This window comes from Mesorhizobium sp. WSM4809 (assembly GCF_055811655.1).
The window spans coordinates 41,338-66,865 of the sequence record NZ_JBVVQW010000016.1 but is presented as its reverse complement, the minus strand read 5'-3'; the positions used below and the strand labels follow the sequence as shown (position 1 = coordinate 66,865).

General features: G+C 63.0%; 23 protein-coding genes and 1 tRNA gene. 14 read left to right on the top strand and 10 right to left on the bottom strand.

Features of this window, described 5'->3' with window-relative positions; all coding sequences use genetic code 11:
* Window positions 1-23 precede the first annotated feature (23 nt).
* From AC0L24_RS27560 to AC0L24_RS27540, 5 genes are all read left to right on the top strand, one after another.
* Complete coding sequence (locus AC0L24_RS27560) at window positions 24-1,295, top strand: extracellular solute-binding protein (protein WP_127396935.1); 1,272 nt, start codon at window positions 24-26, stop codon at window positions 1,293-1,295.
* A gap of 205 nt (window positions 1,296-1,500) precedes the next feature.
* Window positions 1,501-2,361, top strand: coding sequence for a carbohydrate ABC transporter permease (locus tag AC0L24_RS27555; protein ID WP_013530184.1), 861 nt, complete (start codon window positions 1,501-1,503; stop codon window positions 2,359-2,361).
* Window positions 2,358-3,194, top strand: coding sequence for a carbohydrate ABC transporter permease (locus AC0L24_RS27550; RefSeq protein ID WP_127256867.1), 837 nt, complete (start codon window positions 2,358-2,360; stop codon window positions 3,192-3,194). Before AC0L24_RS27555 ends, AC0L24_RS27550 begins: the two co-directional genes overlap by 4 nt.
* An 8-nt stretch (window positions 3,195-3,202) precedes the next feature.
* The gene (locus tag AC0L24_RS27545) at window positions 3,203-4,297 is read left to right on the top strand and encodes an ABC transporter ATP-binding protein (protein WP_127807907.1); all 1,095 of its coding nucleotides are present in this window, start codon (window positions 3,203-3,205) and stop codon (window positions 4,295-4,297) included.
* A 35-nt stretch (window positions 4,298-4,332) separates the two neighbouring features.
* On the top strand, window positions 4,333-6,360 hold the full coding sequence (locus AC0L24_RS27540; protein WP_292693719.1) for an aldo/keto reductase: 2,028 nt from the start codon (window positions 4,333-4,335) through the stop codon (window positions 6,358-6,360).
* Between the two features lie 27 nt (window positions 6,361-6,387).
* Here AC0L24_RS27540 and AC0L24_RS27535 read toward each other — a convergent pair whose 3' ends face one another.
* Entirely contained in the window at window positions 6,388-7,263 is an 876-nt protein-coding gene (locus AC0L24_RS27535) for an AraC family transcriptional regulator (RefSeq protein ID WP_127397671.1), read from the bottom strand.
* Window positions 7,264-7,510: 247 nt separating this feature from the next.
* Between AC0L24_RS27535 and melA (AC0L24_RS27530) the strand changes: the two genes are divergently transcribed.
* From melA (AC0L24_RS27530) to melA (AC0L24_RS27505), 6 genes are all read left to right on the top strand, one after another.
* Complete coding sequence (gene melA / locus AC0L24_RS27530; protein ID WP_127807906.1) at window positions 7,511-8,977, top strand: alpha-glucosidase/alpha-galactosidase; 1,467 nt, start codon at window positions 7,511-7,513, stop codon at window positions 8,975-8,977.
* 159 nt (window positions 8,978-9,136) lie between these two features.
* Complete coding sequence (locus AC0L24_RS27525; protein WP_127807905.1) at window positions 9,137-11,221, top strand: ABC transporter substrate-binding protein; 2,085 nt, start codon at window positions 9,137-9,139, stop codon at window positions 11,219-11,221.
* A gap of 111 nt (window positions 11,222-11,332) precedes the next feature.
* A complete protein-coding gene (locus AC0L24_RS27520; RefSeq protein WP_127807904.1) occupies window positions 11,333-12,340 on the top strand; it encodes an ABC transporter permease in 1,008 nt (335 codons plus the stop codon).
* A 1-nt stretch (window position 12,341) separates the two neighbouring features.
* Window positions 12,342-13,481 (top strand): ABC transporter permease, encoded by a 1,140-nt coding sequence (locus tag AC0L24_RS27515; RefSeq protein WP_127319546.1) that lies wholly within the window; start codon window positions 12,342-12,344, stop codon window positions 13,479-13,481.
* Between the two features lie 9 nt (window positions 13,482-13,490).
* Complete coding sequence (locus AC0L24_RS27510) at window positions 13,491-15,158, top strand: ABC transporter ATP-binding protein (protein ID WP_256746002.1); 1,668 nt, start codon at window positions 13,491-13,493, stop codon at window positions 15,156-15,158.
* A 19-nt stretch (window positions 15,159-15,177) separates the two neighbouring features.
* Window positions 15,178-16,551, top strand: a complete 1,374-nt coding sequence (gene melA / locus AC0L24_RS27505) for an alpha-galactosidase (protein ID WP_473564407.1) — start codon at window positions 15,178-15,180, stop codon at window positions 16,549-16,551.
* Window positions 16,552-16,566: 15 nt separating this feature from the next.
* Here the strand turns inward: melA (AC0L24_RS27505) and yacG are convergent, their stop codons facing one another.
* From yacG to AC0L24_RS27460, 9 genes are all read right to left on the bottom strand, one after another.
* Complete coding sequence (gene yacG, locus AC0L24_RS27500; protein WP_127269085.1) at window positions 16,567-16,764, bottom strand: DNA gyrase inhibitor YacG; 198 nt, start codon at window positions 16,762-16,764, stop codon at window positions 16,567-16,569.
* Window positions 16,761-17,390: a Maf-like protein gene (locus tag AC0L24_RS27495; RefSeq protein WP_127269084.1), complete on the bottom strand. Its 630-nt coding sequence runs from the start codon at window positions 17,388-17,390 to the stop codon at window positions 16,761-16,763. Before AC0L24_RS27495 ends, yacG begins: the two co-directional genes overlap by 4 nt.
* A gap of 21 nt (window positions 17,391-17,411) precedes the next feature.
* Window positions 17,412-17,630, bottom strand: a complete 219-nt coding sequence (infA, locus tag AC0L24_RS27490; RefSeq protein ID WP_006200926.1) for a translation initiation factor IF-1 — start codon at window positions 17,628-17,630, stop codon at window positions 17,412-17,414.
* 87 nt (window positions 17,631-17,717) lie between these two features.
* Window positions 17,718-18,188 carry an arsenate-mycothiol transferase ArsC gene (locus AC0L24_RS27485; protein WP_127272356.1) on the bottom strand — a complete coding sequence of 157 codons (471 nt, stop codon included), beginning with the start codon at window positions 18,186-18,188 and terminating at the stop codon, window positions 17,718-17,720.
* Complete coding sequence (locus tag AC0L24_RS27480) at window positions 18,176-18,661, bottom strand: UPF0262 family protein (protein WP_013530198.1); 486 nt, start codon at window positions 18,659-18,661, stop codon at window positions 18,176-18,178. Before AC0L24_RS27480 ends, AC0L24_RS27485 begins: the two co-directional genes overlap by 13 nt.
* A 6-nt stretch (window positions 18,662-18,667) precedes the next feature.
* A complete protein-coding gene (hisD, locus tag AC0L24_RS27475) occupies window positions 18,668-19,960 on the bottom strand; it encodes a histidinol dehydrogenase (RefSeq protein WP_127396016.1) in 1,293 nt (430 codons plus the stop codon).
* Between the two features lie 7 nt (window positions 19,961-19,967).
* The gene (locus tag AC0L24_RS27470) at window positions 19,968-20,402 is read right to left on the bottom strand and encodes a DUF2948 family protein (protein ID WP_127268680.1); all 435 of its coding nucleotides are present in this window, start codon (window positions 20,400-20,402) and stop codon (window positions 19,968-19,970) included.
* Window positions 20,403-20,607: 205 nt separating this feature from the next.
* A complete protein-coding gene (gene murA, locus AC0L24_RS27465; protein WP_127268679.1) occupies window positions 20,608-21,900 on the bottom strand; it encodes a UDP-N-acetylglucosamine 1-carboxyvinyltransferase in 1,293 nt (430 codons plus the stop codon).
* A 146-nt stretch (window positions 21,901-22,046) separates the two neighbouring features.
* Window positions 22,047-22,241: a hypothetical protein gene (locus tag AC0L24_RS27460; protein ID WP_127268678.1), complete on the bottom strand. Its 195-nt coding sequence runs from the start codon at window positions 22,239-22,241 to the stop codon at window positions 22,047-22,049.
* A 161-nt stretch (window positions 22,242-22,402) separates the two neighbouring features.
* Between AC0L24_RS27460 and AC0L24_RS27455 the strand changes: the two genes are divergently transcribed.
* The 3 genes from AC0L24_RS27455 to AC0L24_RS27445 all read left to right on the top strand — a co-directional run bounded on the left by AC0L24_RS27455 (window position 22,403) and on the right by AC0L24_RS27445 (window position 25,503).
* A tRNA-Thr gene (locus tag AC0L24_RS27455) sits at window positions 22,403-22,477 on the top strand.
* A 321-nt stretch (window positions 22,478-22,798) separates the two neighbouring features.
* A complete protein-coding gene (locus AC0L24_RS27450; RefSeq protein WP_245481802.1) occupies window positions 22,799-24,427 on the top strand; it encodes a peptidoglycan L,D-endopeptidase MepK in 1,629 nt (542 codons plus the stop codon).
* Window positions 24,428-24,597: 170 nt separating this feature from the next.
* Window positions 24,598-25,503: a MurR/RpiR family transcriptional regulator gene (locus AC0L24_RS27445; protein ID WP_127396608.1), complete on the top strand. Its 906-nt coding sequence runs from the start codon at window positions 24,598-24,600 to the stop codon at window positions 25,501-25,503.
* Window positions 25,504-25,528: the final 25 nt, after the last annotated feature.

Sequence of the window (25,528 nt, the reverse complement as noted above, 5' to 3'; positions counted from 1 at the left end):
GCAAATGAAATGGGAGGATTTCAATGCGCATCACAATGACCTGCGCCGCGCTCGCGCTTGCCCTGGGCTCAGCCCCGGCCTTCGCGCAATCCGGCGAAATCACCATCTGGAGCTGGAATGTCGCGGCTTCATCGCTGAAGGCGACCATTGCCGGCTTCAACAAGCAATTTCCCGAGGTCAAGGTCACCGTCCAGGATCTCGGCAACCAGCCGACCTATGACAAGTCGATCGCCGGCTGCGCCGCCGGCGGCGTCGGGCTGCCCGACATCGTCACCGTCGAGAACGGTGAGGCCGAGAATTACTGGAGCCAGTTCCCCGACTGCTTCGTCGACCTGCATACGCTCGGCTACACAGCCGACGACCAGAAAAAGTTCCCCGATTTCAAGCGCACCGAGCTGGAAGTGGGCGACAAGGCCTACGCGATGCCGTGGGATTCCGGCCCGGTTGCCGCGTTCTATCGCCGCGATTTCTACGAAAAGGCCGGCGTCGATCCGGCTTCGATCAAGACCTGGGACGATTTCATCGCCGCGGGCAAGAAGATCCAGTCCGCCAATCCTGGCGTCTCGATGACCAATGCCGATTTCAACGGTGACTCGGAATTCTTCCGCATGATCTCCAACGAACAGGGCTGCGCCTATTTCTCCGAGGACGGACAATCGATCACGGTCAACCAGCCCAAATGCGTCGATGCCATGACCAAGGTCAAGGAGATGAAGGACGCCGGCATCATCTCGTCGGCCGACTGGGGCACCAAGATCACCAACAACACCGCCGGCACCGTCGCCACCCAGATCTATGGCGGCTGGTATGAGGGCACCATTCGCACCGAATCTGCCGGTGAAAACGGCAAATGGGGCGTCTATCTGATGCCGAGCCTCACCGCCGACGGGCCGCGCGCCGCCAATCTCGGCGGTTCCTCGCTGGCTATCACCTCGGCGTCGAAGAACAAGGAGGCAGCCTACGCCTATCTGAAATACACGCTCGGAACCAATGAAGGCCAGATCACGATGCTGAAGGAGTTCGGCCTGGTGCCGTCCCTGATCTCGGCGCTCAATGACCCCTACGTCTCGGAAGGTCTGCCCTATTGGGGCGGCCAGGCGGTGTGGAAGGATATTCTCGGCACCTTGCCGAAGGTTGTTCCGAGCCGCGGCACGCAGTTCCAGAGCGACGCCGAAATCATCGTCCGCGCCGTGCAGACCAAGTATCTGGCCGGCGGCTATCCCGACGCCAAGACGGCACTCGACGATGCCGCAAGCCAGATCGCGGCGGCGACCGGACTGCCCGTCAAATCATAACCACCGCTTCTCCTTCTCCCCTTGTGGGAGAAGGTGGATCGGCACGATAGCGCCGAGACGGATGAGGGGTGCTCCAGCGGAGTGAGACGTTGGCATTCCCTGGAACACGCCTCATCCGTCGCCTTCGGCGACACCTTCTCCCACAAGGGAGAAGGGAAGACCCAGGCGATGGCGTGAAACAACAATCGATAGAAGGAGGATGAGGATGCGCAACCGCAACGCCACGGCCTATCGCTTCCTCACGCCCTATCTGCTGATCTTCGCGATCTTCTGGGTGTGGCCGATCATCAGCTCCTTCATGATCTCCTTCCAGGCGACGCGTACCGTGCCGTGGCGGTTCGCGCCGAGCTTCAACTGGGGCCGGTTGATCGGCGATCCGGCCTTCTTCAACGCCCTGAAGAACACGCTGCTCATCCTTGTCATCCAGGTGCCGGTGATGATCTCGCTGGCGCTTGTCATGGCGGTGCTGTTGAACTCGCCGCTCTTGAAGGCGCGCGGCCTCTACCGCTTTGCCTTCTTCGCCCCGGTGGTGGTCGGCGAGGTCGCCTATTCGGCGGTGTTCCGGCTGATGTTCAACCTCGATTTCGGCATCATCAACAAGCTTTTGAACAGCGTCGGCCTGCCCAAGATCGACTGGTTTTCCAACGTCACGCCGGCGATGGCGCTGATCATGATCGCGGTGACCTGGCGCTGGGCCGGCTACAACGCCATCATTCTGCTCGCCGGCATGCAGTCCATTCCCGAAGATGTCTACGAGGCGGCGACGCTCGACCGCGTCAGCAAGCTCAAGCAGTTCTTCTACATCACCCTGCCGCTCTTGAAGCCGGTCATCGTATTCTGCCTCGTGCTGTCGATCATCGGCACCATGCAGCTGTTCACCGAGCCGTTCCTGATCACCGAACGCGGCGGACCTGGCGGCGGTACGGAGACGCTTGGCCTGCTGCTCTATCGCCAGGGTTTTCGGTCGCTCAATTTCGGCTATGCGTCGGCCGTCGCCTACACCATGGCCGGGCTGGCGATCGCCATCACGCTGGCGCAGCTGTGGCTGACGAGGGAACCGAAATGAGTTCGCGCTCCTCCGCCAGACTGGGACGCAGCATCGCTCTGCATCTGTTCCTGACGCCGCTGGCGCTGATCTGGCTGTTTCCGCTGTGGATGATGGTGGTGTTCTCGACCATGCCGGACAACGGCATCTTCAGCCCCGGCATCGAGCTTTTGCCGCACGGCAATTTCATCGACAATTTCAACAATCTGCAGCGTGACACGAACTTCGTCGGCGCCATCGGCATTTCGGTCTCGGTGGCGGTGACCTACACCATCCTGTCGGTGCTGCTGACGTCGATGGCCGGCTGGGCGCTGGCCCGCTACCAGTTCTTCGGCAAGGGCGTGGTTGTCGCCATCATCCTCGGCACCATCACGCTTCCCTATGCGGTCGTGCTGATCCCGCAATTCATCATGGTGGCGCGCGACTTCAAGCTCGCCAACACCTGGGTGGCGCTGATCGTGCCGCCGCTGTTCAATTCGCTCGGCGTGCTGTTCATGCGGCAGAGTTTTTCGATGATGCCGGACGACCTCTTCGATGCGGCGCGCGTCGAAGGCGTCAAGGAATGGCGCATCTTCCTCTTCGTCGCGCTGCCTTTGGCGCGGCCGATGCTGGCGGCACTCGCCATCATCCTGTTCCTCGCCTCCTGGAACAATTATCTGTGGCCGCTTTTGATCAACAGCCAACCCGGTTCGATGACGGCGCCGGTGGCGCTCGGCACGCTGATCGGCCTCACCAAGGTGTCATGGGGCGGCATCATGGCGGGCGCGGTGATGCTGACGGTGCCGATGCTCGTCGTCTTCGTGCTGCTGCAGCGCCATTTCATCGCGGGCATCGCCGCCGGCGCGGTCAAGTAAGGGGCAGCATGGCAACGGTCACGCTCAACAATGTCGTCAAGCGCTTCGGTGTCTTCGAGGTCGTCCATGGCGCCAGCATCGACATCAAGGACGGCGAGTTCGTCGTCTTCGTCGGGCCCTCCGGCTGCGGAAAATCGACGCTGCTCAGGATGATCGCCGGGCTCGAGGACATCAGCGGCGGCGAGATCGCCATCGGCGGCAAGGTGGTCAACGATGTCGAGCCGGCCGACCGCGGCATCGCCATGGTGTTCCAGTCCTACGCGCTCTATCCGCATATGAGCGTCGAACAGAACCTCTCTTTCGGCTTGCGCATGACCGGCAATCCAAAGGCCGACACCGAACGGCGGGTGAAGCGGGCGGCCGAGATCCTGCGCATCAGCGAATTGATGGACAGGCGCCCGAAAAAACTCTCCGGCGGACAGCGCCAGCGCGTCGCCATCGGCCGCGCCATCGTGCGCGAACCGCAGGTGTTCCTGTTCGACGAGCCGCTCTCCAACCTCGACGCCGAATTGCGCGTTCAGATGCGCGTCGAGATCTCCCGGCTGCACAAGGAGCTCGGCACGACAATGATCTATGTCACGCACGACCAGACCGAGGCGATGACGCTCGCCGACAGGATCGTCGTGATGCGCGCCGGCCATATCGAGCAGATCGGCCGCCCGCTCGATCTCTACGACAACCCCGACAATCAGTTCGTCGCGGGCTTTGTCGGCTCGCCGAAGATGAACTTCATCAAAGGCCGGGTCGTCGGGCACGATGCGCGTGGTGTCGTGGTCGAGCTGGCGGGTCAGGAGAAGACCTGCATCACGCAACCGCTGACCGGCGCTGCACCTGAAATGGGCAGCCCAAAAATCGGCAGCAAGGTCATTGTCGGCGTGCGGCCCGAACATTTCGGCAATGCCGGAGAGGGCGACGCCGACCTCGTGGTTGCCATCGACGTGGTCGAGCACCTGGGCGGCACAAGTTTCCTCTACGCCAGAACGGCCAACGGTGACGACGTGGTGATCCAGCGCGACGCGACGAAGGTTCCCGACACATCAGAGATCACCGTTTCCATCCGCAAATCCTACCTGTTCGACGAAAAAGGACTGCGGCTGCGCTGACCGCCGGCCCTTTCCAGCCTTCAAGGAGAATGACAATGACCGCAACCACGCCCATTCGCTGGGGCATCCTCGGCCCGGGCAGCATCGCCCAGTCCTTTGCCGGTGGCGTGGCCGCTTCGCGCACCGGAAAGCTGGTCGCCATCGGCGCGCGAAATCCCGCCAAGCCCGGCCTCGCCGAGAGTTTTCCCGGCGCCCGCATTCTCGACGGCTACGACGCGCTGCTCGCCGATCCCGACATCGATGCCTTCTACATTTCGATACCGCATCCCGGTCATGCGCAATGGGCGATCAAGGCGGCCGAGGCCGGAAAGCATGTGCTGTGCGAAAAGCCGCTTGCGCTGACCGCCTTCGAAGCCGACGCCATGATGCACGCCGCACGCAAGGCCGGCACATTCCTCGGCGAAGCCTTCATGTACCGGCTGCACCCGCAGACGCTGAAGCTGGTGGACCTGATCAGGTCCGGTGTCATCGGCGACATCAGGATGATCAAATCGAGCTTCGGCTTCGCCATGCCGGGCTTCATGCCGCAGCACCGGCTCTATGCCAACGATCTCGCCGGCGGCGGCATTCTCGACGTTGGCGGCTATCCCGTCTCGATGGTTCGGCTGATTGCCGGCGCGGCGCTAGGACAACCTTTCGCTGAGCCGGACAAGGTGGTCGGCACCGCCCATCTGGGCCAGTCCGGCGTCGACGAATGGGCGTCCGCGCTGCTGCATTTCCCAGGCGGCATTGTCGCCGAAGTCTCCTGCAGCATTTCGCTCAACCAGGACAATGTGCTGCGCGTCCTGGGCACAAAGGGCCGTATCGAAGTGCCGGACTTCTGGTTCGCCGGCGGCAACCGCGACGTCGGCCTCGGCCGGATCGACATCATCGCATTCACCGGCGCGCGCCAGACCATCAGCGTCGACGAGAAGCGCCATGTCTATTCCTTCGAGGTCGACGCAGCCGGTGAGGCGATCCGAGCCGGCGGCCAAGAATTCGCCTGGCCGGGCATGGCATGGGCGGAAAGCCTCGGCACCTTGCGCGTGCTGGATAAATGGCGGGCGGCAGCCGGCCTGGAATACGCGATCGAGAAAGCCGCGCAGCGCACCAACACCATCTCCGGCCGGCCTTTGCGGTCCGGCGGCACGGCGATCGCCAAGCGCACCATTCCCGGCCTGTCGAAGCCGGCATCGGTGGTGGCGCTCGGCTTCGAGGATTTCCGTACCTTTTCCTCAGGCTCGATCCTGCTCGATGCCTATTTCGAGGCCGGCGGCAATCTCTTCGATACCGGCTATGTCTATGGCGGCGGCTATACCGAGAAGCTGCTTGGCGAGTGGTTGAAAAACCGTGACGTGCGCGCGCAATCGGTGGTCATCGCCAAGGGCGCGCACTCGCCGCTGTGCTATCCCGATGTGATCGGCAAGCAGCTCGACCAGTCGCTCGAACGCCTGCAGACCGATCACGTCGATGTCTACTTCATGCACCGCGACAATCCCGATGTGCCGGTCGGCGAATTCGTCGATGCGATGGATCGTGAGGTCAAGGCCGGCCGCATCCGCGGCCCGTTCGGCGGCTCGAACTGGACAATGGAACGCATGGATGAGGCGATCGCCTATGCCGAACGTACCGGCAAGCAAAAGCCTGGCGCGCTGTCCAACAATTTCTCGCTGGCTGAAATGCTGGAGCCGATCTGGGCAGGCTGCGTCACGTCCTCCACGGATCCATGGAAGGCCTGGCTGACATCCAGGCAGATGCCGAATTTCGCCTGGTCGAGTCAGGGGCGCGGCTTCTTCACCGATCGCGCAGGTCGGGACAAGCAAGACAATGAGGAACTGGTGCGGGTCTGGTACTCCGAGCGGAATTTCGGCCGCCGCGACCGGGCGGTCGAACTCGCCGCGAGACTGGGCAAGAGCCCGATTCATATTGCGCTGGCCTATGTGCTCGCTCAGCCATTCCCATCCATCCCGCTGATCGGGCCACGCACGCTGGACGAGTTGGACGACAGCCTGCGCGCTCTCGACATCACGCTGTCGCAAGCCGATCTCGAATGGCTGGATGGCGGCAGTCGGCGCGCTGCCTAGCTGGCTGCCTTTTTAACCGTCGCGGCGTCAGGTCTCGTCATCAGGCGCCCTGACGCCACGCCTGGCCGGTGTCCGCAAATTGGCATACATGCCGGTGGTGCGGAATTGGCTCGGCGTGATGCCGTAGCAGCGGCGGAAGACTTTTGAAAAATAGTTCGCGTCCTCGAAGCCGCACAGGATGGCGACCTCCTTCACCGGCAGAAAATCCGCCTTGGTCAGCAGCTTCGCCGCGCGTTGCAGACGCTGCTGCAGCACGAACTCGGCCGGCGGCAAGCCTTCGCTCTCGGCGAAACAGCGTGAGAAATGGGCCCGGCTGAGGCCGCTGATCTGGACCAGGTCCGCCACCGGCAGCGGCCTGTCGAGATTGGCATTGATGTGATCGATGACCGGCTGCATGGCGCTCTGTTTTTCGGCAAAGGCATGGGAGCCGAAGACATCGTCATAGAGCGCCATCGCAGCCTCATAGGCGACCGCCGAAGCAGCACCCGGCGAAGCGGCGCCTTTGATCAGGCGCAAGCTGCAATCGGCAAGATGATCGATCGTCGCCTGCTGCAGCCGAAATACCGGACCCGAGACGCTGAGGATCGACTTGTGGATGCGCAGCGCCTCCTCGCCGTTCATCGAAATCCAGAAATATTCCCAGCGCTCATCCCCGGCCAGCCAGTAGCGGTGGTTGTGCGGCACCAGCACCAGCAATGTGTCGTTCTTCTGCAGGCGGTAATTGCGGTTCTCGTAGCGCAGCCGGCCGGTTCCGCTGATCGTGTGCTGGAGCACGGTGAACGGCGTCTGGCCGCGCCTGCGCCCATCCCAGTCGTAGATCTCGTCCTCGCGCACTTCATAGCCCGTGCTCGTCGGCATGGCGTGCAGGCGCTGGCGGCCGCGCGGCAGCGAGATCGTGCGCATGGACTGTCCGTTGTTTATCAAATCCTGCAGCACAAAATTACCCTTGAAAGCATAATCCTTCTCTGGTCGCGCTCGCGAATAAGCGCATAATCGCCGTCGAAAAGCGAGAGAGATCCGCAGTCGAGGAGCGGACAGGGAGGTTGGCGAGCCGGTTTCCGGCTTGTCCTGCACACATGCCACGGCATGTGGCAACAGCTTCCCATTGTCATTCCTTGCCTGCAATTCGAAATGGAATGAGGTGCGGCTGGTGAGTTTCAAAATCGCTATCATCGGTGCCGGCAGCGTCGGCTTCACCAAGAAATTGTTCACCGACATCCTGTGCGTGCCCGAATTCAAGGACATCGAATTTGCGCTCACCGATGTAAGCGAGCACAACCTTCAGATGATCAAGGCGATCCTCGACAGGATCGTCGAGGCAAACAGGTTGCCGACCAGGGTGACGGCGACGACCGACCGCCGCAAGGCGCTCGAAGGCGCACGCTACGTCATCAGTTGCGTGAGGGTCGGCGGTCTCGAAGCCTATGCCGACGATATCCGCATTCCCCTGAAATACGGCATCGACCAATGCGTCGGCGATACGATCTGCGCCGGCGGCATTCTCTATGGACAGCGCAACATCCCGGTGATCCTGGATTTCTGCAAGGACATGCGCGAGGTCGCCGAGACGAACGTCAAATTCCTGAACTACGCCAACCCGATGGCGATGAACACCTGGGCGGCGATCGAATACGGCAAGGTCGACACTGTCGGGCTCTGCCACGGCGTCCAGCACGGCGCCGAACAGATCGCCGAGGTGCTGGGCGCCAAGTCCACGCAGGAACTCGACTATGTCTGTTCCGGCATCAACCACCAGACCTGGTTTATCGACCTGCGCCTGAACGGCCGTCCCATCGGCAAGGACGAACTGGTGGCCGCTTTCGAGGCGCATCCGGTCTATTCCAGGCAGGAGAAGCTGCGCATCGACGTTCTGAAGCGCTTCGGCATCTATTCGACCGAGAGCAACGGCCATCTTTCCGAATATCTGCCCTGGTACCGCAAACGTCCCGACGAGATCACGCGCTGGATCGATATGTCCGACTGGATTCACGGCGAGACAGGCGGCTATCTCCGCTACTCCACCGAAACCCGCAACTGGTTCGAGACGGAATATCCGCAGTTCCTCGAAGCGGCGTCAAAGCCGATCGACCGGGCGAAGCGCTCCAACGAGCATGCCAGCCACATATTGGAGGCGCTGGAGACCAACCGGGTCTATCGCGGCCACTTCAACGTCAAGAACAATGGCGTGATCACCAACCTGCCGCAGGATGCCATCATCGAGTCGCCCGGCTTCGTCGACCGTTTTGGCATCAACATGGCCGCCGGCATCACGTTGCCGGAGGCCTGCGCCGCCACCTGCATCGCCTCGATCAATGTCCAGCGCATGTCGGTGCATACCGCGATATCAGGCGACATCGATCTTCTGAAGCTCGCCGTGCTGCATGACCCGCTGGTCGGCGCGGTTTCGACGCCGGAAGAGGTCTGGCAAATGGTCGACGAAATGGTCGTCGCCCAGGCGGCCTGGCTGCCGCAATATGCCCATGCGGTTCCGGCGGCCAGGGAGCGGCTGTCGACATCCCAGGTGAAGACCCGCGAGTGGGCGGGCGCCGCACGGCGCAGCGTTCGCTCGATCGAGGAATTACGCGCCGAAAAAGCCGCGCTGAAGCAAGCCGGCTGAGACGAGCCGGCTGAGACGGGCCGGCTGAGACGGGCCGGCTGGAATTCATGCGGTGATGGTGGATCCATGGGAGGCGGATCCACTGCCACGAAGCCGTTTGAATTCGAGGAGAGGCGGAGCGGGTGCAAACGCTCCGGACAAACAAGAGGGAGAGAGACCGTGAGGAATTTCCGCAATATCGGCCTTGCTGCCGGACTGACGCTGAGCGTCTCGGTCTCGGCACTCGGTGCTTACGCTTCCGAACCGACGGTTCCGCCGGCGCCGACACCGTTTCCCGCCGAAGGCAAGATCAACTATGTCGCGCGAGACTCGATCCTGGAGTTCAAGGCGCTCCCCGAATATCACGAGCCCGACTGGGTCACCGAGAAATACGTCAAGACCGGCAAGCTGCCGCCGGTGAAGGACAGGCTGCCGAAGGAGCCGCTGGTCTTCAAGAAGGGCAACATGCAGGACGGCATCGGCGTCTATGGCGATACGATGCGCCACGTCATCGGCGGGCGGCCGGAAGGCTGGAACTACGGCGCCGGTCAGACGCAAGGCTGGGGCGGCATCGACATCGGCCTCTCCGAATGCCTGACGCGCACCGCCCCGCTGTTCCAGGTCGAGGCCAAGGACACCGAGCCGCTGCCGAACCTGGCCAGGAGCTGGGATTGGTCGAGCGATGGCCACAAGCTGACCATGCACCTCATCGAAGGAGCGAAGTGGTCGGACGGCGTGCCGTTCAATGCCGACGACGTCATGTTCTACTGGGACGACGAGGTGGTCGATCCCAACGTCTCGCCGCTGAACGGCGCCACGCCGGAAAGCTTCGGCGTCGGCACGACGCTGAAGAAGATCGACGACTACACCGTCGAATGGACCTTCAAGGATGCCTTCCCGAAGCAGTACCTGTACGCCATGGCCTACGGCACTTTCTGTCCTGGCCCCGCGCACATCCTGAAGCCGCAGCATCCGAAATACTCGAAGAACACCTACGATCAGTTCAAGAATGCCTTCCCGCCGGAATTCATGAACATGCCGGTGATGGGTGGCTGGGTCCCGGTCGAATACCGGCCGGACGACATCATCGTCATGCGCCGCAATCCCTATTACTGGAAGGTCGACGAGAAGGGTAACCAGCTGCCCTATCTCAACGAACTGCACTACAAGCTGTCGACCTGGGCCGATCGCGACGTCCAGGCGGTGGCCGGCGCGGCCGATTTTTCCAATCTGGAGCAGCCGGAAAACTTCGTCGCCTCGCTGAAGCGTGCGGCAGAGGCGAACGCACCGGCCCGTCTTGCTTTCGGCCCGCGGCTCATCGGCTACAATCTGCGATTTAATTTTTCCGCGAATGGCTGGGGCAATCCGGACGAACGCGGCCAGGCGATCCGCGAGCTGAACCGCAACGAGGATTTCCGCAAGGCCGTCACCATGGCGCTCGACCGCAAGGCGCTCGGTGACTCGCTGGTCAAGGGGCCGTTCACCGCCATCTATCCCGGCGGCCTGTCGTCAGGAACCAGCTTCTACGACCGCGCTTCGACGGTCTACTACCCCTTCGACCTCGAGGGCGCCAAGGCGGAACTCGCCAAGGCCGGCCTCAAGGATACGGATGGCGACGGCTTCGTGAATTTCCCTTCCGGTACCGCCGGCGGCAAGAATGTCGAGATCGTGATGCTGGTCAACAACGACTACACGACCGACAAGAGCCTTGCCGAAGGCGTCGTCGCCCAGATGGAAAAGCTCGGGCTTCGGGTCGTGCTCAATGGCCTCAACGGCACCCAGCGCGACGCTTCCCAATATTCGGGCCGCTTCGATTGGCTGGTCCGGCGCAACGAACAGGAACTGACGTCGGTGGTGCAGAACACCGTGCAGCTTGCCCCGGTCGGCCCGCGCACCAGCTGGGACCATCGGGCGCCGGAGAACGGCGAGGTCGATGTGATGCCGTTCGAAAAGGATCTCGTCGATATCGTCAACAAGTTCGTCTCGACGCAGGACAACGACCAGCGTGCCAGCCTGATGAAACAATTCCAGAAGATCTCGACGGAGCACGTCTACAATGTCGGCCTGACGGAATATCCCGGCGCGCTGATCGTCAACAAGCGCTTCTCGAACATTCCGCAGGGCACGCCGATCTTCATGTTCAACTGGGCCGAGGATTCGATCATCCGCGAACGGGTCTTTGTCGCGGCCGACAAGCAGGCGAAATACGAATTGTTCCCCGAGGAGTTGCCCGGCAAACCCGGAGAGAAGGGGCCGATGAATTAGGTTTACCTCCCTGACCGAGAGACCTCCGGCCGCGCCGCTGGCGCGTCCGGACAAACCAACCTCCGGACGCAACCAAGGGCGCGATCGGCGAGACAAGGAAACGAACCGTCCATGCTGCGATTCCTGCTCACGCGCATAGCGTCGGCAATCCCGGTCCTCGCCATTTTGAGCCTGGCCACCTTTGCCATCATCCAGGCGCCGCCGGGCGATTATGCCGACTACATCCGCTCGCAGGCGATCAACCAGGGTGGAGCCTCCTTCGCCGAGGCCGACGCGCAGGCAAAGGCCTATCGCATCGAGCATGGTCTCGATAAGCCGCTGCCTCTCCAGTATCTCAACTGGATCGGTGGCATCGTCACCCGCGGCGATTTCGGCTACAGCCTGTACTACAACAAACCGGTCGCCGACGTGGTCGGAGAGCGCCTGCCGCGGACGCTCCTCCTGGCGCTGGTCTGCCATCTGCTGGCCTCGGTGCTGGGCATCACATTCGGCATATGGGCGGCGACAAGGCAATACACCTGGATCGACTCGACACTGTCGGCCATCTCTTTTCTCGGCATGACGGTGCCGCGCTTCCTGATGGCGCTGATCATCGTCTATCTCCTGGTGTTCCAGTTCAACGTGTCGGAGATCGGCTCATTCTTCTCGCCGCAATATGGTGGCGCGCCGTGGTCGTGGGCCAAATTCGTCGACCTGGTCAAGCATGTCTGGCCGGTGGTGGCGATCGCGACTTTCGGCGGCCTCGCCTACAATATGCGCGTCATGCGCGGCAATCTGCTCGATACGCTGAACGCGCAATATGTCGAGACGGCCAGGGCCAAGGGGCTGACGGGTGCCGCCGTCGTCATGCGCCACGCCGTGCCCAACGCGCTGCATCCGCTCATCATGTATCAGGGTGTGGTGCTGCCCTATATGCTGACCGGCGAGATCGAGACCGCGATCATCTTCGCGCTGCCGACGGTCGGCCCGGCGATCGTCGGCTCCATGGCTGTCGGCGACGTCTATGTCACCGCCACCTTCATGATGGTGCTGTCGGCGACGCTGATCGTCGGCAACATCATCGCCGACATGCTGCTCGTCCTGCTCGATCCGCGCGTGCGCCAGTTCGGGGAGCGCTGAGATGCTGGCGCGCGATCCATCCCCTCCACCGCTGCCGGCCGAAGGTCCCATCGTCGCCAAACCGGCGCGCGGCAACGAAAGCTATATCGCGCTTGTCTGGCGCCGGCTGAAGCGCTCCTGGACCGGCATGGCCGGGCTCTGGCTCGTCGTGCTGCTGCTGTTGATGGCCGTGTTCGCCGAGTTCATCGCGCCAATGGACCCGAAGGTCACGGATGTCGGCTTCGCTCCGCCGCAGGTGCCTGTTTTCCATGACAGAGACGGCGGTTTCACCGCACGGCCGAGGGTCTATGCGCTGGCCGATTCGGCGGACCTCGATCCGGTCACTTTCCAGCCCGTCGTCGGTCCCGACTACGACCATCCAAGGCTGCTTGGTTTCTTCGTGCATGGCGCGCCCTACAAGCTGTTCGGGCTGCTGCCGGCGGACCGGCATCTGTTCGGCTCGCTGGACGGCCAGCCGGTGCATTTCCTGGGCACCGACAAGTTCGGCCGTGACGTGCTGTCGCGCGCCATCCACGGCTCGCGCGTCTCGCTGATGATCGCGCTGACGGTCGTCTTCATCATCACCGTCATCGGCACCACCGTCGGCATGGTCTCCGGCTATTTTGGCGGCAGGTTCGATGTCTGGATGCAGCGCTTCGTCGAACTGGTGCTCGCCTTCCCGCAGCTGCCGCTCTATCTGGCGCTGACGACGCTGATCCCGGTCACCGCTCCCACCAACGTCTTCCTGGCTTTCGTCATCATCGTCATGTCGGCCTTGGGCTGGGCGCAGATGTCGCGCGAGGTGCGCGGCAAGACGCTGGCGCTGGCGCGGATCGAGTATGTGCGCGCCGCCATGGCGGTCGGCGCCACCGACCGGCGCATCATCATGCAGCACATCTTCCCCAATGTGATGAGCCACGTGATCGTCGCCGTGACGCTGGCGATCCCGACCGTGGTGCTGCTCGAATCCTTCCTCGGTTTCCTCGGCTTCGCCGTCAAGCCGCCGCTGATCTCGTGGGGCCTGATGCTGCAGGACACCGCGACCTATTCCGTCATCGGCACCTATCCGTGGATCCTGTCGCCGGTCGGTTTCGTGCTCGTCACCGTCTTTGCCTTCAACGCGCTGGGCGACGGCCTGCGTGACGCCGTCGACCCTTATTGAGGTGCTGAGATGACCGTCGCGCTCGCCGAATCCTTCGCACCAACCGTCCGTCACGACCATGACGGACGCCAGGGCCAGCCGATCATCGATGCTCGCAACGTCGCCGTGGCCTTCAAGGTCGAGCATGGCGTCGTCGACGCGGTCAAGGACATCTCGTTTCAGCTCTATCGCGGCGAGACGATCGCCATCGTCGGCGAATCCGGTTCGGGCAAGTCGGTGACGGCGCGCACCGTCATGGGCCTTCTGTCGCGGCGCGCCACCGTGTCCCCCGGATCGAGCGTCTGCTATGACGGGCAAAACATCCTGAAATTTCCCGAGAGCGCCCGGCGCAAGCTGCGCGGCAACCGCATCTCGATGATCTTCCAGGAGCCGATGAGCTCGCTCAACCCGATCTATACGGTCGGCAGCCAGATCGTCGAGGCGATCCGGGTGCATCGCAAAGTCAGCCGCAAGCAGGCCTGGGCGCGCGCACTGGAACTTCTGCAGCATGTGCAGATTCCCGATCCCGCCGCGCGGCTCAAGCAATACCCGCACCAGCTATCGGGCGGGCAACGTCAGCGGGTGATGATCGCCATGGCGCTGGCCAACAATCCCGATGTGCTGATCGCCGATGAGCCGACCACAGCGCTCGATGTCACCGTCCAGGCGCAGATCCTGAACCTGATCCGCAGCCTGCAGAAAGAGCTGCGTATGGCGGTGATCCTGATCACCCACGACCTGACCGTGGTGCGCCAGTTCTCCGACTACGTCTATGTCATGCAGCATGGCGAAATGTGCGAGCACAACGTCACCGAACGGCTGTTCGCCAACCCACAGCACCCCTATACGAGACGGCTGCTGGCTTCAGAGCCGCATGGGCAGCCGAAACCCCTTCCGGAGGGCTGCGGCACCATCCTCGAGGCGAGCGGCGTGCACGTCTCATTCATGCTGCGCCACGGCACCTTCCTGAAGCCGGACTGGCGAGAACTGGTCGCCGTCGACGATCTCGGCCTGAAACTCTGTCGCCATGAGACGCTGGGGCTGGTCGGCGAATCCGGCTCCGGCAAGACCACCTTCGGCCAGGCCTTGCTCCGCTTGATCGACGCCAAGCGCGGCGAGATCCATTTCGACGGCAAGCCGATCCATGGCCTGTCGCGTGCCGAGATGCGGCCGCTGCGCTCGCGCATGCAGATCGTCTTCCAGGATCCGTTTTCCTCGCTCAACCCGCGCATGACGATCGGCCAGATCATCGAGGAAGGGCTGATTGTCAACAGCATAGGGGCGACGCGGCGCGAGCGGGTCGAACGGGTGCGCGACGCGCTGGTCAGCGCCGGCATGCCGGGCGATATACTGTCGCGGTTTCCGCATGAATTCTCCGGCGGCCAGCGGCAGCGCATCGCCATCGCCCGCGCCATCGCGCTCGAACCCGAATTCATCCTGCTCGACGAGCCGACATCGGCGCTCGACCTCTCCGTCCAGGCGCAGATCATCGACCTCCTGCGCAAGCTGCAGGACGAGCGCGGCCTCAGCTACCTCTTCATCTCGCACGACCTCAAGGTGGTGCGCGCCCTGTGCCATCGCGTGATCGTCATGCAGAACGGCAAGATCGTCGAGCAGGGCCCCGTCGACGACGTCCTGTCCAATCCCAAGACCGCCTACACCGAACGGCTCGTCAGGGCCGCTTTCGACGTGGCCTGAACATATGCCGGAGGTTAGCATGGCAAGGAATCCCAAGATCACGTTCATCGGCGCCGGCTCGACGGTGTTCATGAAGAACATTGTCGGCGACGTGCTGCAGCGCCCGTCGCTTTCGGGCGCGACGATCGCGCTGATGGACATCAATCCGCAGCGGCTGGAAGAGAGCGCCATCGTCGTCAACAAGCTGATCGCGACGCTCGGCGTCAAGGCGAAGACCGAGACCCATTCGGACCAGCGCAAGGCGCTGGCCGACGCCGATTTCGTCGTCGTCGCCTTCCAGATCGGCGGCTATGAGCCCTGCACGGTCACCGACTTCGAGGTGCCGAAGAAATACCGCCTGCGCCAGACGATCGCCGACACGCTGGGGGTGGGCGGCATCATGCGGGGCCTCCGGACCGTGCCGCATCTGTGGAAGGTGTGTGAAGATATGCTCGCCGTCTGCCCGCAGGCGATCATGCTGCAATATGTCAACCCGATGGCGATCAACACCTGGGCGATATCGGAGAAATATCCCGACATCAGGCAGGTCGGCCTCTGCCATTCGGTGCAAGGCACGGCCATGGAACTGGCTGAAGACCTCGACATTCCCTACGAAGACATCCGCTATCGCTCGGCCGGCATCAACCACATGGCGTTCTACCTGAAGTTCGAGCATCGCCAGCCGGACGGTTCCTACCGCAACCTCTACCCAGATCTCGTGCGCGCCTATCGCGAAGGCCGCGCGCCCAAGCCCGGCTGGAACCCGCGCTGCCCCAACAAGGTGCGCTACGAGATGCTGACCCGGCTCGGCTATTTCGTCACCGAGAGCTCGGAACATTTCGCCGAATACACGCCCTATTTCATCAAGGAAGGGCGCCCCGACCTGATCGAGAAGTACGGCATCCCGCTGGATGAGTATCCCAAGCGCTGCATCGAACAGATCGAGCGCTGGAAGGGACAGGCTGAGGCCTATCGCTCGGCCGATCGCATCGAAGTCGAGCAGTCCAAGGAATATGCCTCGTCGATCATGAATTCGGTCTGGACCGGCGAGCCGTCAGTGATCTACGGCAATGTCCGCAACAATGGCTGCATCACCTCGCTGCCCCGCGATTGCGCCGCCGAAGTGCCGTGCCTGGTAGATGCCTCAGGCATCAAGCCGACCTATATCGGCGAGCTGCCGCCGCAATTGACCGCGCTGATGCGCACCAACATCAACGTGCAGGAACTGACGGTGCGGGCGCTGATGACGGAAAACCGCGAGCACATCTACCACGCGGCGATGATGGACCCGCATACCGCGGCCGAACTCGATCTCGACCAGATCTGGTCCCTGGTCGATGATCTCCTGGCCGCCCACGGTGACTGGCTGCCGGCCTGGGCGCGGACGAACCGCAAGAGCGAGGCCGCCGCCTGATCGGCGGCGCCCGGCTCATTTCGAATCGTCGGGGTCCGTTTCTTCCTCGTCGTCGCGAGCCTTGATGACGTAAGCGCCCTTCAGCCAGCGGTTGAGGTCGATGTCCTTGCAGCGTGTCGAGCAGAACGGAAAGGTGTCGCGCGCCGAGGGCTTGCCGCATTCGGGGCAGGGGCGCTTCGGGCGCAAGGGCGTGACTTTGGGATCGGAATTCACAGCCGGGGTCCCGCCAGCCAGCCGCCATGCACCTTGAAGCCTTCGCCGCTCAACAGCGCGACGGTCTCATAGAGCGGCAGGCCAACGACGTTGGTGTAGGAGCCGACCAGCTTGACGACGAAGGCGCCGGCGAGGCCCTGGACCGCGTAACCACCCGCTTTGCCGCGCCATTCGCCCGAGGCGACATAGGCGTCAATCTCTTCGCGCGGCAGCCGCTTGAAACGCACCCGCGTCTCGACCAGCCGTTGGCGCAGCTTGCCACCCGGGGTGATCAGGCAGATGCCGGAATAGACCCGGTGCGAACGGCCCGACAACAGCCCGAGGCAGTTGGCAGCGTCGTCGAGGGTTTCCGCCTTGGGCAGGATGCGCCGCCCGACGGCAACCACCGTGTCGGCGGCCAGCACGAAACCCGGCGCGTAGTCGGCTTCGGTCTGCAGCGAGGCGAACGCCTTCTCGGCCTTTTCCCTCGACAGCCGTTTGGCCAGCGAGCGCGGATGCTCGGCACGCAGCGGCGTTTCGTCGACATCGGCCGGCAGCACGCGGTCCGGCTCGATGCCGGCCTGCTGCAAAAGCTCGATCCGGCGCGGCGAACCCGAGGCAAGCACCAGCTTCTGCAAAATGCTCATCGCGGACCAGTCGGGCTTTGCTTACTTGAAACGATAGGTGATGCGGCCCTTGGTCAGGTCGTATGGCGTCATCTCGACCAGAACCTTGTCGCCGGTCAGCACGCGGATGCGGTTCTTGCGCATGCGGCCGGCCGTATGGGCGATGATTTCGTGTTCGTTTTCGAGCTTTACCCGGAACATCGCGTTCGGCAACAATTCCGTCACGACACCCGGAAACTCGAGGACTTCTTCCTTCGGCATTCGATACCTTTGCTTGGATGGTAGTTCCAGCACCCTGGCCGGAATTTCGGCGGAACCTATATGATAATCGTCCGCTTGTGAACACGCTTAATCCGTCGCGTTTTTTGCTCCTGGAAGCAGAAAACGTCGGCCTATGCGCACCTTCAGCCGCTCGCGCACGTCGCGATAACTAGCCATGATCTGTTCGCGGGTGCCGCTGGCGTCGGTCGGGTCCGGCGTCGGCCAGTATTCGACCTCGACAGCGAGCGAGCGGGTGAGTTCAAGTGCGGCGTGGTGCGCTTCCGGCGCCAGCGTGACGATGAGGTCGAAATAGTCGTCCTCGAGATCGTCCATCGTCCTTGGGTGACGCCCGCCCAGCGTGAGACCGTCTTCGGCAAGCACCGCATCGACGAATGGATCGCGCTCGCCGGCGCGAACGCCTGCCGAAGCGACAAAGACGGTGGCCGGCAGCATGCGGCGCGCCAGTTGCTCCGCCATTGGCGAGCGCACGGCATTCATGCCGCACAGGAACAGGATCGAACGGGGCAGGGCGCCGGGTGCCAGGGCTAGCCCCGCCAGTGCAGTACGCAGACCAGCGTGAACAGCCGGCGCGCCGTATCGAAGTCGATGTCGATCTTGCCGGATAGCCGGTCCATCAGCGTCTGCGAACCTTCATTGTGCAGGCCGCGGCGGCCCATGTCGATCGCCTCGATGTGGCTCGGCGTCGAGGAACGGATGGCGTCGTAGTAGCTTTCGCAGATCATATAATAATCCTTGACGATGCGCCTGAGCGGCGTCAGCGACAGGATATGGGTGACGACGGCGGTGCCATCCTCGCGCGCCACGGCAAACACCAGGCGCTGCTCGGCCAGCGACAGTTTCAGCCGGTAAGGGCCGTCGCCGCTGTCATTGACGGGCTGAAAACTGTTCTCCTCGATCAGGTCGAAGATCGCCACCGCGCGTTCATGCTCGACATCGGGTGTCGACCGGCCGATCGATTCATCGAGTTCGACATCGATCAGCCTGGCGCGGGTTTGATCGGGGCCAGACATCGCCGCCTACATGTTCAACCGTATGGCGACGGAGCGCCCATGCGCGTCAAGGCCTTCCGCCTTGGCCAGCGCAATCGCCGCCGGCGCCAAGATCCGCAACTGTTCCGGTCCAAGCTTGAGGATCGACGTGCGCTTGACGAAATCGAGCACCGACAGACCGGACGAGAAGCGCGCCGAGCGCGCCGTAGGCAGCACATGGTTGGAGCCGCCGACATAGTCGCCGATGGCTTCCGGCGTGTGGCGGCCGAGAAAGACCGCACCCGCGTTGCGCATCCGCGACAGGAAGCCCTCGGCGTCGTCGATGGCCAGTTCGACATGTTCGGCGGCGATGCGGTCGACCAGCGGCAGCGCGGCGTCGATGGTCGACACCTGGATCACCGCACCAAAATCACGCCAGCTCGCCGCCGCCGTCTCGGCGCGTGGCAGGCTCTGCAACTGGCGCTCGACGGCTTGTTCGACAGCGATGCCGAAGGCTGAATCGTCGGTGACCAGGACCGATTGCGCCGATGCATCGTGCTCGGCCTGGGCCAGCAGGTCGGCCGCGATCCAGTCCGGATCGTTGCTGCCGTCGGCCACGACGAGCACTTCCGACGGCCCGGCGATCATGTCGATGCCGACGGCGCCGAACACCTGGCGCTTGGCCGCCGCGACATAGGCATTGCCCGGGCCGACAATCTTGGCGACCGGCCTGATCGTTTCGGTGCCGTAGGCAAGGGCGGCGATCGCCTGCGCGCCGCCGACACGGTAGATTTCCGACACGCCTGATATGTCGGCCGCCACCAGCACCAGCGGATTGATGATGCCGCCCGGCGCCGGTACGACCATGACGATGCGCTCGACGCCGGCCACCTTGGCCGGCACGGCGTTCATCAGCACCGAGCTTGGATAGCTCGCCGTGCCGCCCGGCACATAGAGCCCAACCGCCTCGACCGCCGTCCAGCGCCAGCCGAGCTCGACGCCGGCGGCATCCGTATAGCGGTCATCCTTTGGTCGCTGCCGCTCATGATGCGAGCGGATGCGGTCGCGCGCGAATTCCAGCGCCTCGATCGTCTTTGGGTCGGCGGCCTTGTAGGCCTGGGCGATGTCGTCCTTCGAAACGGCGATGCCCAGTCCAGCCAGATCGGCGCGATCGAATTTCCGTGAATAGTCGATCAGCGCCGCGTCGCCCTCGGCGCGCACGCGCGCGATGATGGCGCCCACCGCTGCATCGACGTCGGCGGACACTTCCCGCTTGGTCAACAGGAAGGCGGCGAAACGCTGCTCGAAATCGGCGTCGGACTGACGAAGCGTGATGGCCATCGGACGCTCAGGCCTTGTGGATGGGGCGCGAGGTGGCTTCCCACGCCCCGCCAATGTCGGCAAGGCGGGCCTCGATGCATTCGACGTCGAGCATGATCGCACCGCCGCCCGAGAAGATCAGCTCGACGATGCCGGCCGGCTTGCTGATCTCGATGAAGCTGATCGCCAGCAGCGACAGGACTTCCGCAGGCTTGTCGCGGTCGATACCGCTGGTCTTGGCGCCGAGCACGCGGTCGAAATGCAGCACGGCCTGCCGTCGCTCATTGTGCTGGCGAAACAGGCCGGATTTTGCCTCCCAGACGAAACGGTTCATGGTCAGCAGGAAACGCTTGGCCGCAGGCAGGAATTCGAGGTCGCTGACTTTCAGCACGGCATCCTGGACGTGGGCCGAAACGATGCTCAGGTCCTGGTCGTCTAGCGCGATAAGCTTAAGGCCGGTCATGCGGATTTCGCACCTGAAGGTTGATTGTTCAGCCTTCTGTTAGGCGGTCTTGGCGATCGGTGCAACCGCACCAACAGCTGCAGGTCTGCGCTGCCCCTCATCGCCCTGCCGGGCACTTCTCCCCGTATAGTGACGGGGAGAAGGACGCTGCCGCGAAGGATCTCGCCAATCTCCTGCGTTGCTGGAGAGGAGCCGAGGTCGCGGGCTACGCCGAAATCCGTTCGATCACCGCGCCGCAGTTGGACAGCTTTTCTTCCAGCCGCTCGAAGCCGCGGTCGAGATGGTAGACGCGGTTGACCGTGGTCTCGCCTTCCGCCGCCAGGCCGGCGATGACCAGCGACACCGAGGCGCGAAGATCGGTCGCCATGACCGGCGCGCCCTTCAGTTTCGGCACGCCGTCGACGATCGCCGTCTGGCCCGAAAGCGTGATATGAGCGCCGAGCCGCGCCAGTTCCTGCACATGCATGAAGCGGTTCTCGAAGATCGTCTCGGTGATCCGCGACTTGCCCTTGGCCATCGTCATCAGGCCCATGAACTGCGCCTGCAAATCGGTCGGGAAGGCCGGAAACGGCGCTGTCGTCACGTCGACCGGCGAAATGCCGGCGCCGTTGCGCCTCACACGAATGCCGGAATTGGTCGGGGTGATCTCCGCACCCGTCTGGGCGATCACGTCCAGTGCCGTCTGCAGCAGGTCCGGCCGCGCGCCTTCGAGCACGACGTCGCCGCCGGTCATGGCGACGGCCATGGCATAGGTGCCGGTCTCGATGCGGTCGGGGATGACGCGCACGCGCGCACCCGACAGCGATTCGACGCCGTCGATGGTGATGGTTGGCGTGCCGGCGCCGGAAATCTTCGCGCCCATGGCGTTGAGGCACTCGGCGAGGTTGACGATCTCGGGCTCGCAAGCCGCATTTTCCAGCACCGTCTCGCCCTTGGCGAGCGCCGCGGCCATCATCAGCACATGGGTGGCGCCGACCGAGACTTTCGGGAAGATGTAGCGGTTGCCGACAAGCCGGCCATTCCTTGTCTTGGCGATGACATAGCCGGTGTCGACGTCGATATCGGCGCCCAGCGCCTGCAGGCCCTCGAGGAACAGATCGACCGGCCGCGTGCCGATGGCGCAACCGCCCGGCAGCGACACTTTGGCTTCGCCCATGCGGGCCAGCAGCGGGCCGATCACCCAGAACGAGGCGCGCATCTTCGACACCAGTTCGTAGGGCGCTGTGGTGTCGACGATGTTGCGCGCGGAGAAGTTGATGGTGCGCGAATAGCCCTCATTCTGCTTCTCGCGGCGGCCATTGACCGAATAATCGACGCCGTGGTTGCCCAGGATGCGGATCAGTTGCTCGACATCGGCCAGATGCGGCACGTTTTCCAGCGTCAGCGTGTCGTCGGTCAAAAGCGAGGCGATCATCAAAGGCAGCGCCGCGTTTTTCGCGCCCGAGATCGGAATGCTTCCGGAGAGCTTGTTGCCCCCGACAATTCTGATGCGATCCATGGAAGAACGTCCCTCTCGGCCAAAAAGGGCCGGTTCAATCGTTTGAGTAGCGGCCCGTCTAGACCATTGGCCAATCTGGTTCAAGAATTACGCTGGTTCAAGAAATGGGATTTCGCCCACCCCGGGCCAAGAGTGGCCGATTTGAGTTAATCTTTTTGTATTTCCTTCGATGCAGCGAGCCCGTCCGGCCGCTCGTCGGCATCGCCGGTGCGCCGCGAGCGTGACTGCGCCTTGCGCTTCTGCAGATTGGCGCGCAATTGCTCGGCCAGCCGATCCTTGCGGATTGTTGCGCTGTTTTTCGGTGGACCATCCTTTTTCACTGGAATTGCCTTGTCGTCCATCGCCCCGTCGCCGCCGGCGACCCACCAGCTTGCTGTTCAGGGATAGCCAACATTGTGGCACTGCCATGTCTTAAAAAGCTATCCGGCAAAGGCTTTCACAGAAGCGTTGCGCTTGGCCTTGCGCTTGCCGGTTCGATATGGCAGAAGCCCCGCCATCAGCGGCTGCGGTAGCTCAGTGGTAGAGCACTCCCTTGGTAAGGGAGAGGTCGAGAGTTCAATCCTCTCTCGCAGCACCAGTTTCCAACATCCTTGTTGCCGCACATTCGTTCTCTGCATTTGCGAGGGCGAGGCGGCTACATGGGAACGGCGCGGCCGTCGTGCTGGCGGACCTCATCAGCCGTGCATTGCTCCAGAAAATGGCTGCCACAGGCAACTCCAGCCGAAACGCGTTCTCGGAAGCGACACGATTCGTTAACCAAGATGCTGTTCATCAACATGACGTGTTGTGGCATGGACGCCTGTCTGCGTCGGTCAAGTCCATGCTTGTCAGGAAGAGGGCTGAAAGGCTCTTCATCTGGGCGGAACCTGAAATCGCCCGAAACAAGAACGTGCAAGGCATGAACGTGAGCGAAAACGTGCAAAACGCCCCCCGTGCTTCCCGTCTTTGGACACTGCCTGCCATCATCGCAGCGTTCCTTTGCCTGTGTGTCACCGGCGCGTTCGCGGAGACGCGTGCTTTGAAGATTCAACATCTCCATACGGGCGAGAAGGCTGAAATCGTCTTCAAGCGCAATGGGCGCTATGATCCGGCGGGATTGAAGAAGATCAATCTCATGCTGCGCGACTGGCGTCGCAACGAACCGACGAAGATGGATCCGCGCCTGCTCGATCTTGTCTGGCAGGCCTATCGCGCCAGCGGCTCGAGAGCCTATATCCACGTGGTCAGCGCCTATCGGTCGCCAGCGACGAACGCCATGCTGCGCAGCCGCTCGAAGGGCGTGGCTCGGGAAAGCCAACACATGGTTGGCCGTGCGATGGACTTCTTCCTGCCGGATGTGCCGCTGAAGAAGCTGCGCGACATCGGCCTGAAGATGCAGGGCGGCGGCGTAGGCTATTACCCTACCTCGGGCTCGCCTTTCATACATATGGATGTCGGCAATGTGCGGCATTGGCCGGGCATCAGCCGCCAGGAACTCGCAAGGGTATTCCCGAACGGCAACACCTTGCATGTGCCGAGCGACGGCAAACCGCTGCCCGGTTATGGGCAGGCGTTTGCCGCCTACAAATCGCGCAAGGGCGCCGGCACGCCCAACATCGACCTGGCAAGTGCCGACGGCGGCCAACGCAGGCCGGCGCGCGGCCTGCTGGCGACGCTTTTGGGTGGCCGCGGTGCGGACGAGACCGATGATGTCGCCGAAGCGGTGCCGGCGCCACGCAAGCCGGCCAAGTCCGTTGAACCCAGGCCCGCCGGCATCGCAATCGTGCCGCCGCAGGATGCCCAGCGCGCCGACATCCAGATGGCTTCCGTCGATAGGGCCGAAGAATCGCCGATTGGACCGGAAGGGAAGACGCCTGAAGCGATCGTCATGGCCATGGCGCCGGGCTCGGTGCCGCTGCCAGCCTTCGCCCCGCGCAGCGGGTCCACGACCAGCATTCCGACCCCGCAACTCGCGCCGCTTGCAGCAGCCAACGCTTCCACCGCGCGGGCCGAACTGGCCAATCCAACAGCAACCGATGCTGAAATTCCCTCGGGCAAGTCGGCCGGTCCCGCGGGCGGCGCGCCGGACATGGTGGCGTTCAACATCCCGTTGCCGACATGGCGACCGGAAAGCCCGACGCGCCAGCTTGAAGCAGACAAATCAGGCGATGCGGTCGCTGCATTGCTGGCCTTGAACCGCGCCGATGACGGCCACAATGGGTTGGCCGGCCAGCGGGTCTCGGTTGCCCAATCGAAGCCCGAAGATCGCGTCAGGACCAGCCCGAAGGCCGACCGTGTCCAGCCAAATCTCGATCCCGAAGCCACCGCGGTCATCGTGCCGGCAGCGTTGTCCCGGCCGATTGAGACAGATCGTGGCATCGCCGGCGAAGCTAGCACTGCGGCGGCGCCCGTCATTGCCGCCAATCTCATCCGCACAGCGCCGGAGCACATCTATCTCGATGGATTCCAGCCGCGAGGACAGACCTCCGATCACCGGCGCTTCACCGGTTCCGCGGTCAAGTTCCTGCCCATCGCCAGCTTCAAATAGACGCCAGCCCTCGTTCGAGCCTACGTGGATGTGTTGCACGATTGGCTTGGCTGCCATGGGATAGCAAGTCATGCCGAACTCTCGATTGCTCTGTAAGAGAAGTTCCAAATTTGACAAACATGTATGAAATTGTAAGATAATCGTCTTTCCGTCGGCGATGGGCGATGACAATGTCGATCCGCGAAGAACTGGCCAATACGACCGTGGCGTTCACCTCCGCGGAAGAGAAGATCGTCCAGGTCCTGCTCGCTGATTATCCGATGTCGGGGCTGGGCACCGCGACCCGGCTGGCACGGCGCGCCGGCGTCAGCGACCCGAGCGTGACGCGGCTGATGAGCAAGCTTGGCTATGTCGGCTTTGCCGATTTCCAGGCACGCCTGCTCACCGAAGTCGAATCCAGGCTGCATTCGCCGCTTTTGATGATGGAGGCCAAGCGTCCGGGCGGCTCCAGCGAAGGCACCGCACTTGCCTATTTCCATTCGGTTTCCGACAGCCTGGAGCGCACGCGCACGGCAGTGCCGGTGCAGGCCTACACGCGCGCCGTCAACATGCTGCTCGAGAGCAAGGGCCAGGTCGTGCTGCTGGGCGGCCGGTTCAGCCGGCATATCGCCTCCATGCTGGCCGGCTACCTCCTGCAGTTCCGCTCCGGCGTGCGCGACATCGGTTCGTTGAGCCCCGCCGATTTCGACCTGTTGATCGACCTTGGCAAGCGCGACCTCCTCGTCGTGTTCGACTACCGGCGCTATCAGTCGGACGTGGTGAGCTTTGCCCAGCAGGCCAAGGAGCGCGGCGTCTCCATCCTGCTGTTCACCGATGTCTGGCTGTCGCCGATATCTGACATAGCGGACCTGACCATGGTTGCCGCGATCGACGCCAACTCGCCGTTCGACACGCTGGCGACGGCCGTTGCCCAGATGGAAACCGTGTTCGCCCACGCGCTGGAAGGCCACGGCGCCGGGGTGCGCAAGCGCATCGAGGACATCGAGAAGATCCGCAGTGCCAATGCGGTCACGCTCGATACCGTCCTGTCGTCATCGGCCGACGACGCCGCCAAAACCAAAACCACAAGGAAATAGTGTCGTTGCGCCCAGTGCAGCGATG

What these genes read in the sequence shown, in the direction of transcription:
- hisD (WP_127396016.1), bottom strand. Translation starts at nt 19,960, where the DNA reads ATGGCCATCACGCTTCGTCAGTCCGACGCCGATTTCGAGCAGCGTTTC.
- AC0L24_RS27460 (WP_127268678.1), bottom strand. Translation starts at nt 22,241, where the DNA reads ATGGACGACAAGGCAATTCCAGTGAAAAAGGATGGTCCACCGAAAAAC.
- AC0L24_RS27550 (WP_127256867.1), top strand. Translation starts at nt 2,358, where the DNA reads ATGAGTTCGCGCTCCTCCGCCAGACTGGGACGCAGCATCGCTCTGCAT.
- AC0L24_RS27510 (WP_256746002.1), top strand. Translation starts at nt 13,491, where the DNA reads ATGACCGTCGCGCTCGCCGAATCCTTCGCACCAACCGTCCGTCACGAC.
- AC0L24_RS27520 (WP_127807904.1), top strand. Translation starts at nt 11,333, where the DNA reads ATGCTGCGATTCCTGCTCACGCGCATAGCGTCGGCAATCCCGGTCCTC.
- AC0L24_RS27445 (WP_127396608.1), top strand. Translation starts at nt 24,598, where the DNA reads ATGTCGATCCGCGAAGAACTGGCCAATACGACCGTGGCGTTCACCTCC.
- AC0L24_RS27480 (WP_013530198.1), bottom strand. Translation starts at nt 18,661, where the DNA reads ATGTCTGGCCCCGATCAAACCCGCGCCAGGCTGATCGATGTCGAACTC.
- AC0L24_RS27470 (WP_127268680.1), bottom strand. Translation starts at nt 20,402, where the DNA reads ATGACCGGCCTTAAGCTTATCGCGCTAGACGACCAGGACCTGAGCATC.
- AC0L24_RS27535 (WP_127397671.1), bottom strand. Translation starts at nt 7,263, where the DNA reads ATGCGCACGATCTCGCTGCCGCGCGGCCGCCAGCGCCTGCACGCCATG.
- AC0L24_RS27495 (WP_127269084.1), bottom strand. Translation starts at nt 17,390, where the DNA reads ATGAGCATTTTGCAGAAGCTGGTGCTTGCCTCGGGTTCGCCGCGCCGG.
- melA (WP_473564407.1), top strand. Translation starts at nt 15,178, where the DNA reads ATGGCAAGGAATCCCAAGATCACGTTCATCGGCGCCGGCTCGACGGTG.
- AC0L24_RS27545 (WP_127807907.1), top strand. Translation starts at nt 3,203, where the DNA reads ATGGCAACGGTCACGCTCAACAATGTCGTCAAGCGCTTCGGTGTCTTC.
- infA (WP_006200926.1), bottom strand. Translation starts at nt 17,630, where the DNA reads ATGCCGAAGGAAGAAGTCCTCGAGTTTCCGGGTGTCGTGACGGAATTG.
- murA (WP_127268679.1), bottom strand. Translation starts at nt 21,900, where the DNA reads ATGGATCGCATCAGAATTGTCGGGGGCAACAAGCTCTCCGGAAGCATT.
- AC0L24_RS27540 (WP_292693719.1), top strand. Translation starts at nt 4,333, where the DNA reads ATGACCGCAACCACGCCCATTCGCTGGGGCATCCTCGGCCCGGGCAGC.
- AC0L24_RS27555 (WP_013530184.1), top strand. Translation starts at nt 1,501, where the DNA reads ATGCGCAACCGCAACGCCACGGCCTATCGCTTCCTCACGCCCTATCTG.
- AC0L24_RS27515 (WP_127319546.1), top strand. Translation starts at nt 12,342, where the DNA reads ATGCTGGCGCGCGATCCATCCCCTCCACCGCTGCCGGCCGAAGGTCCC.
- AC0L24_RS27450 (WP_245481802.1), top strand. Translation starts at nt 22,799, where the DNA reads ATGAACGTGAGCGAAAACGTGCAAAACGCCCCCCGTGCTTCCCGTCTT.
- AC0L24_RS27560 (WP_127396935.1), top strand. Translation starts at nt 24, where the DNA reads ATGCGCATCACAATGACCTGCGCCGCGCTCGCGCTTGCCCTGGGCTCA.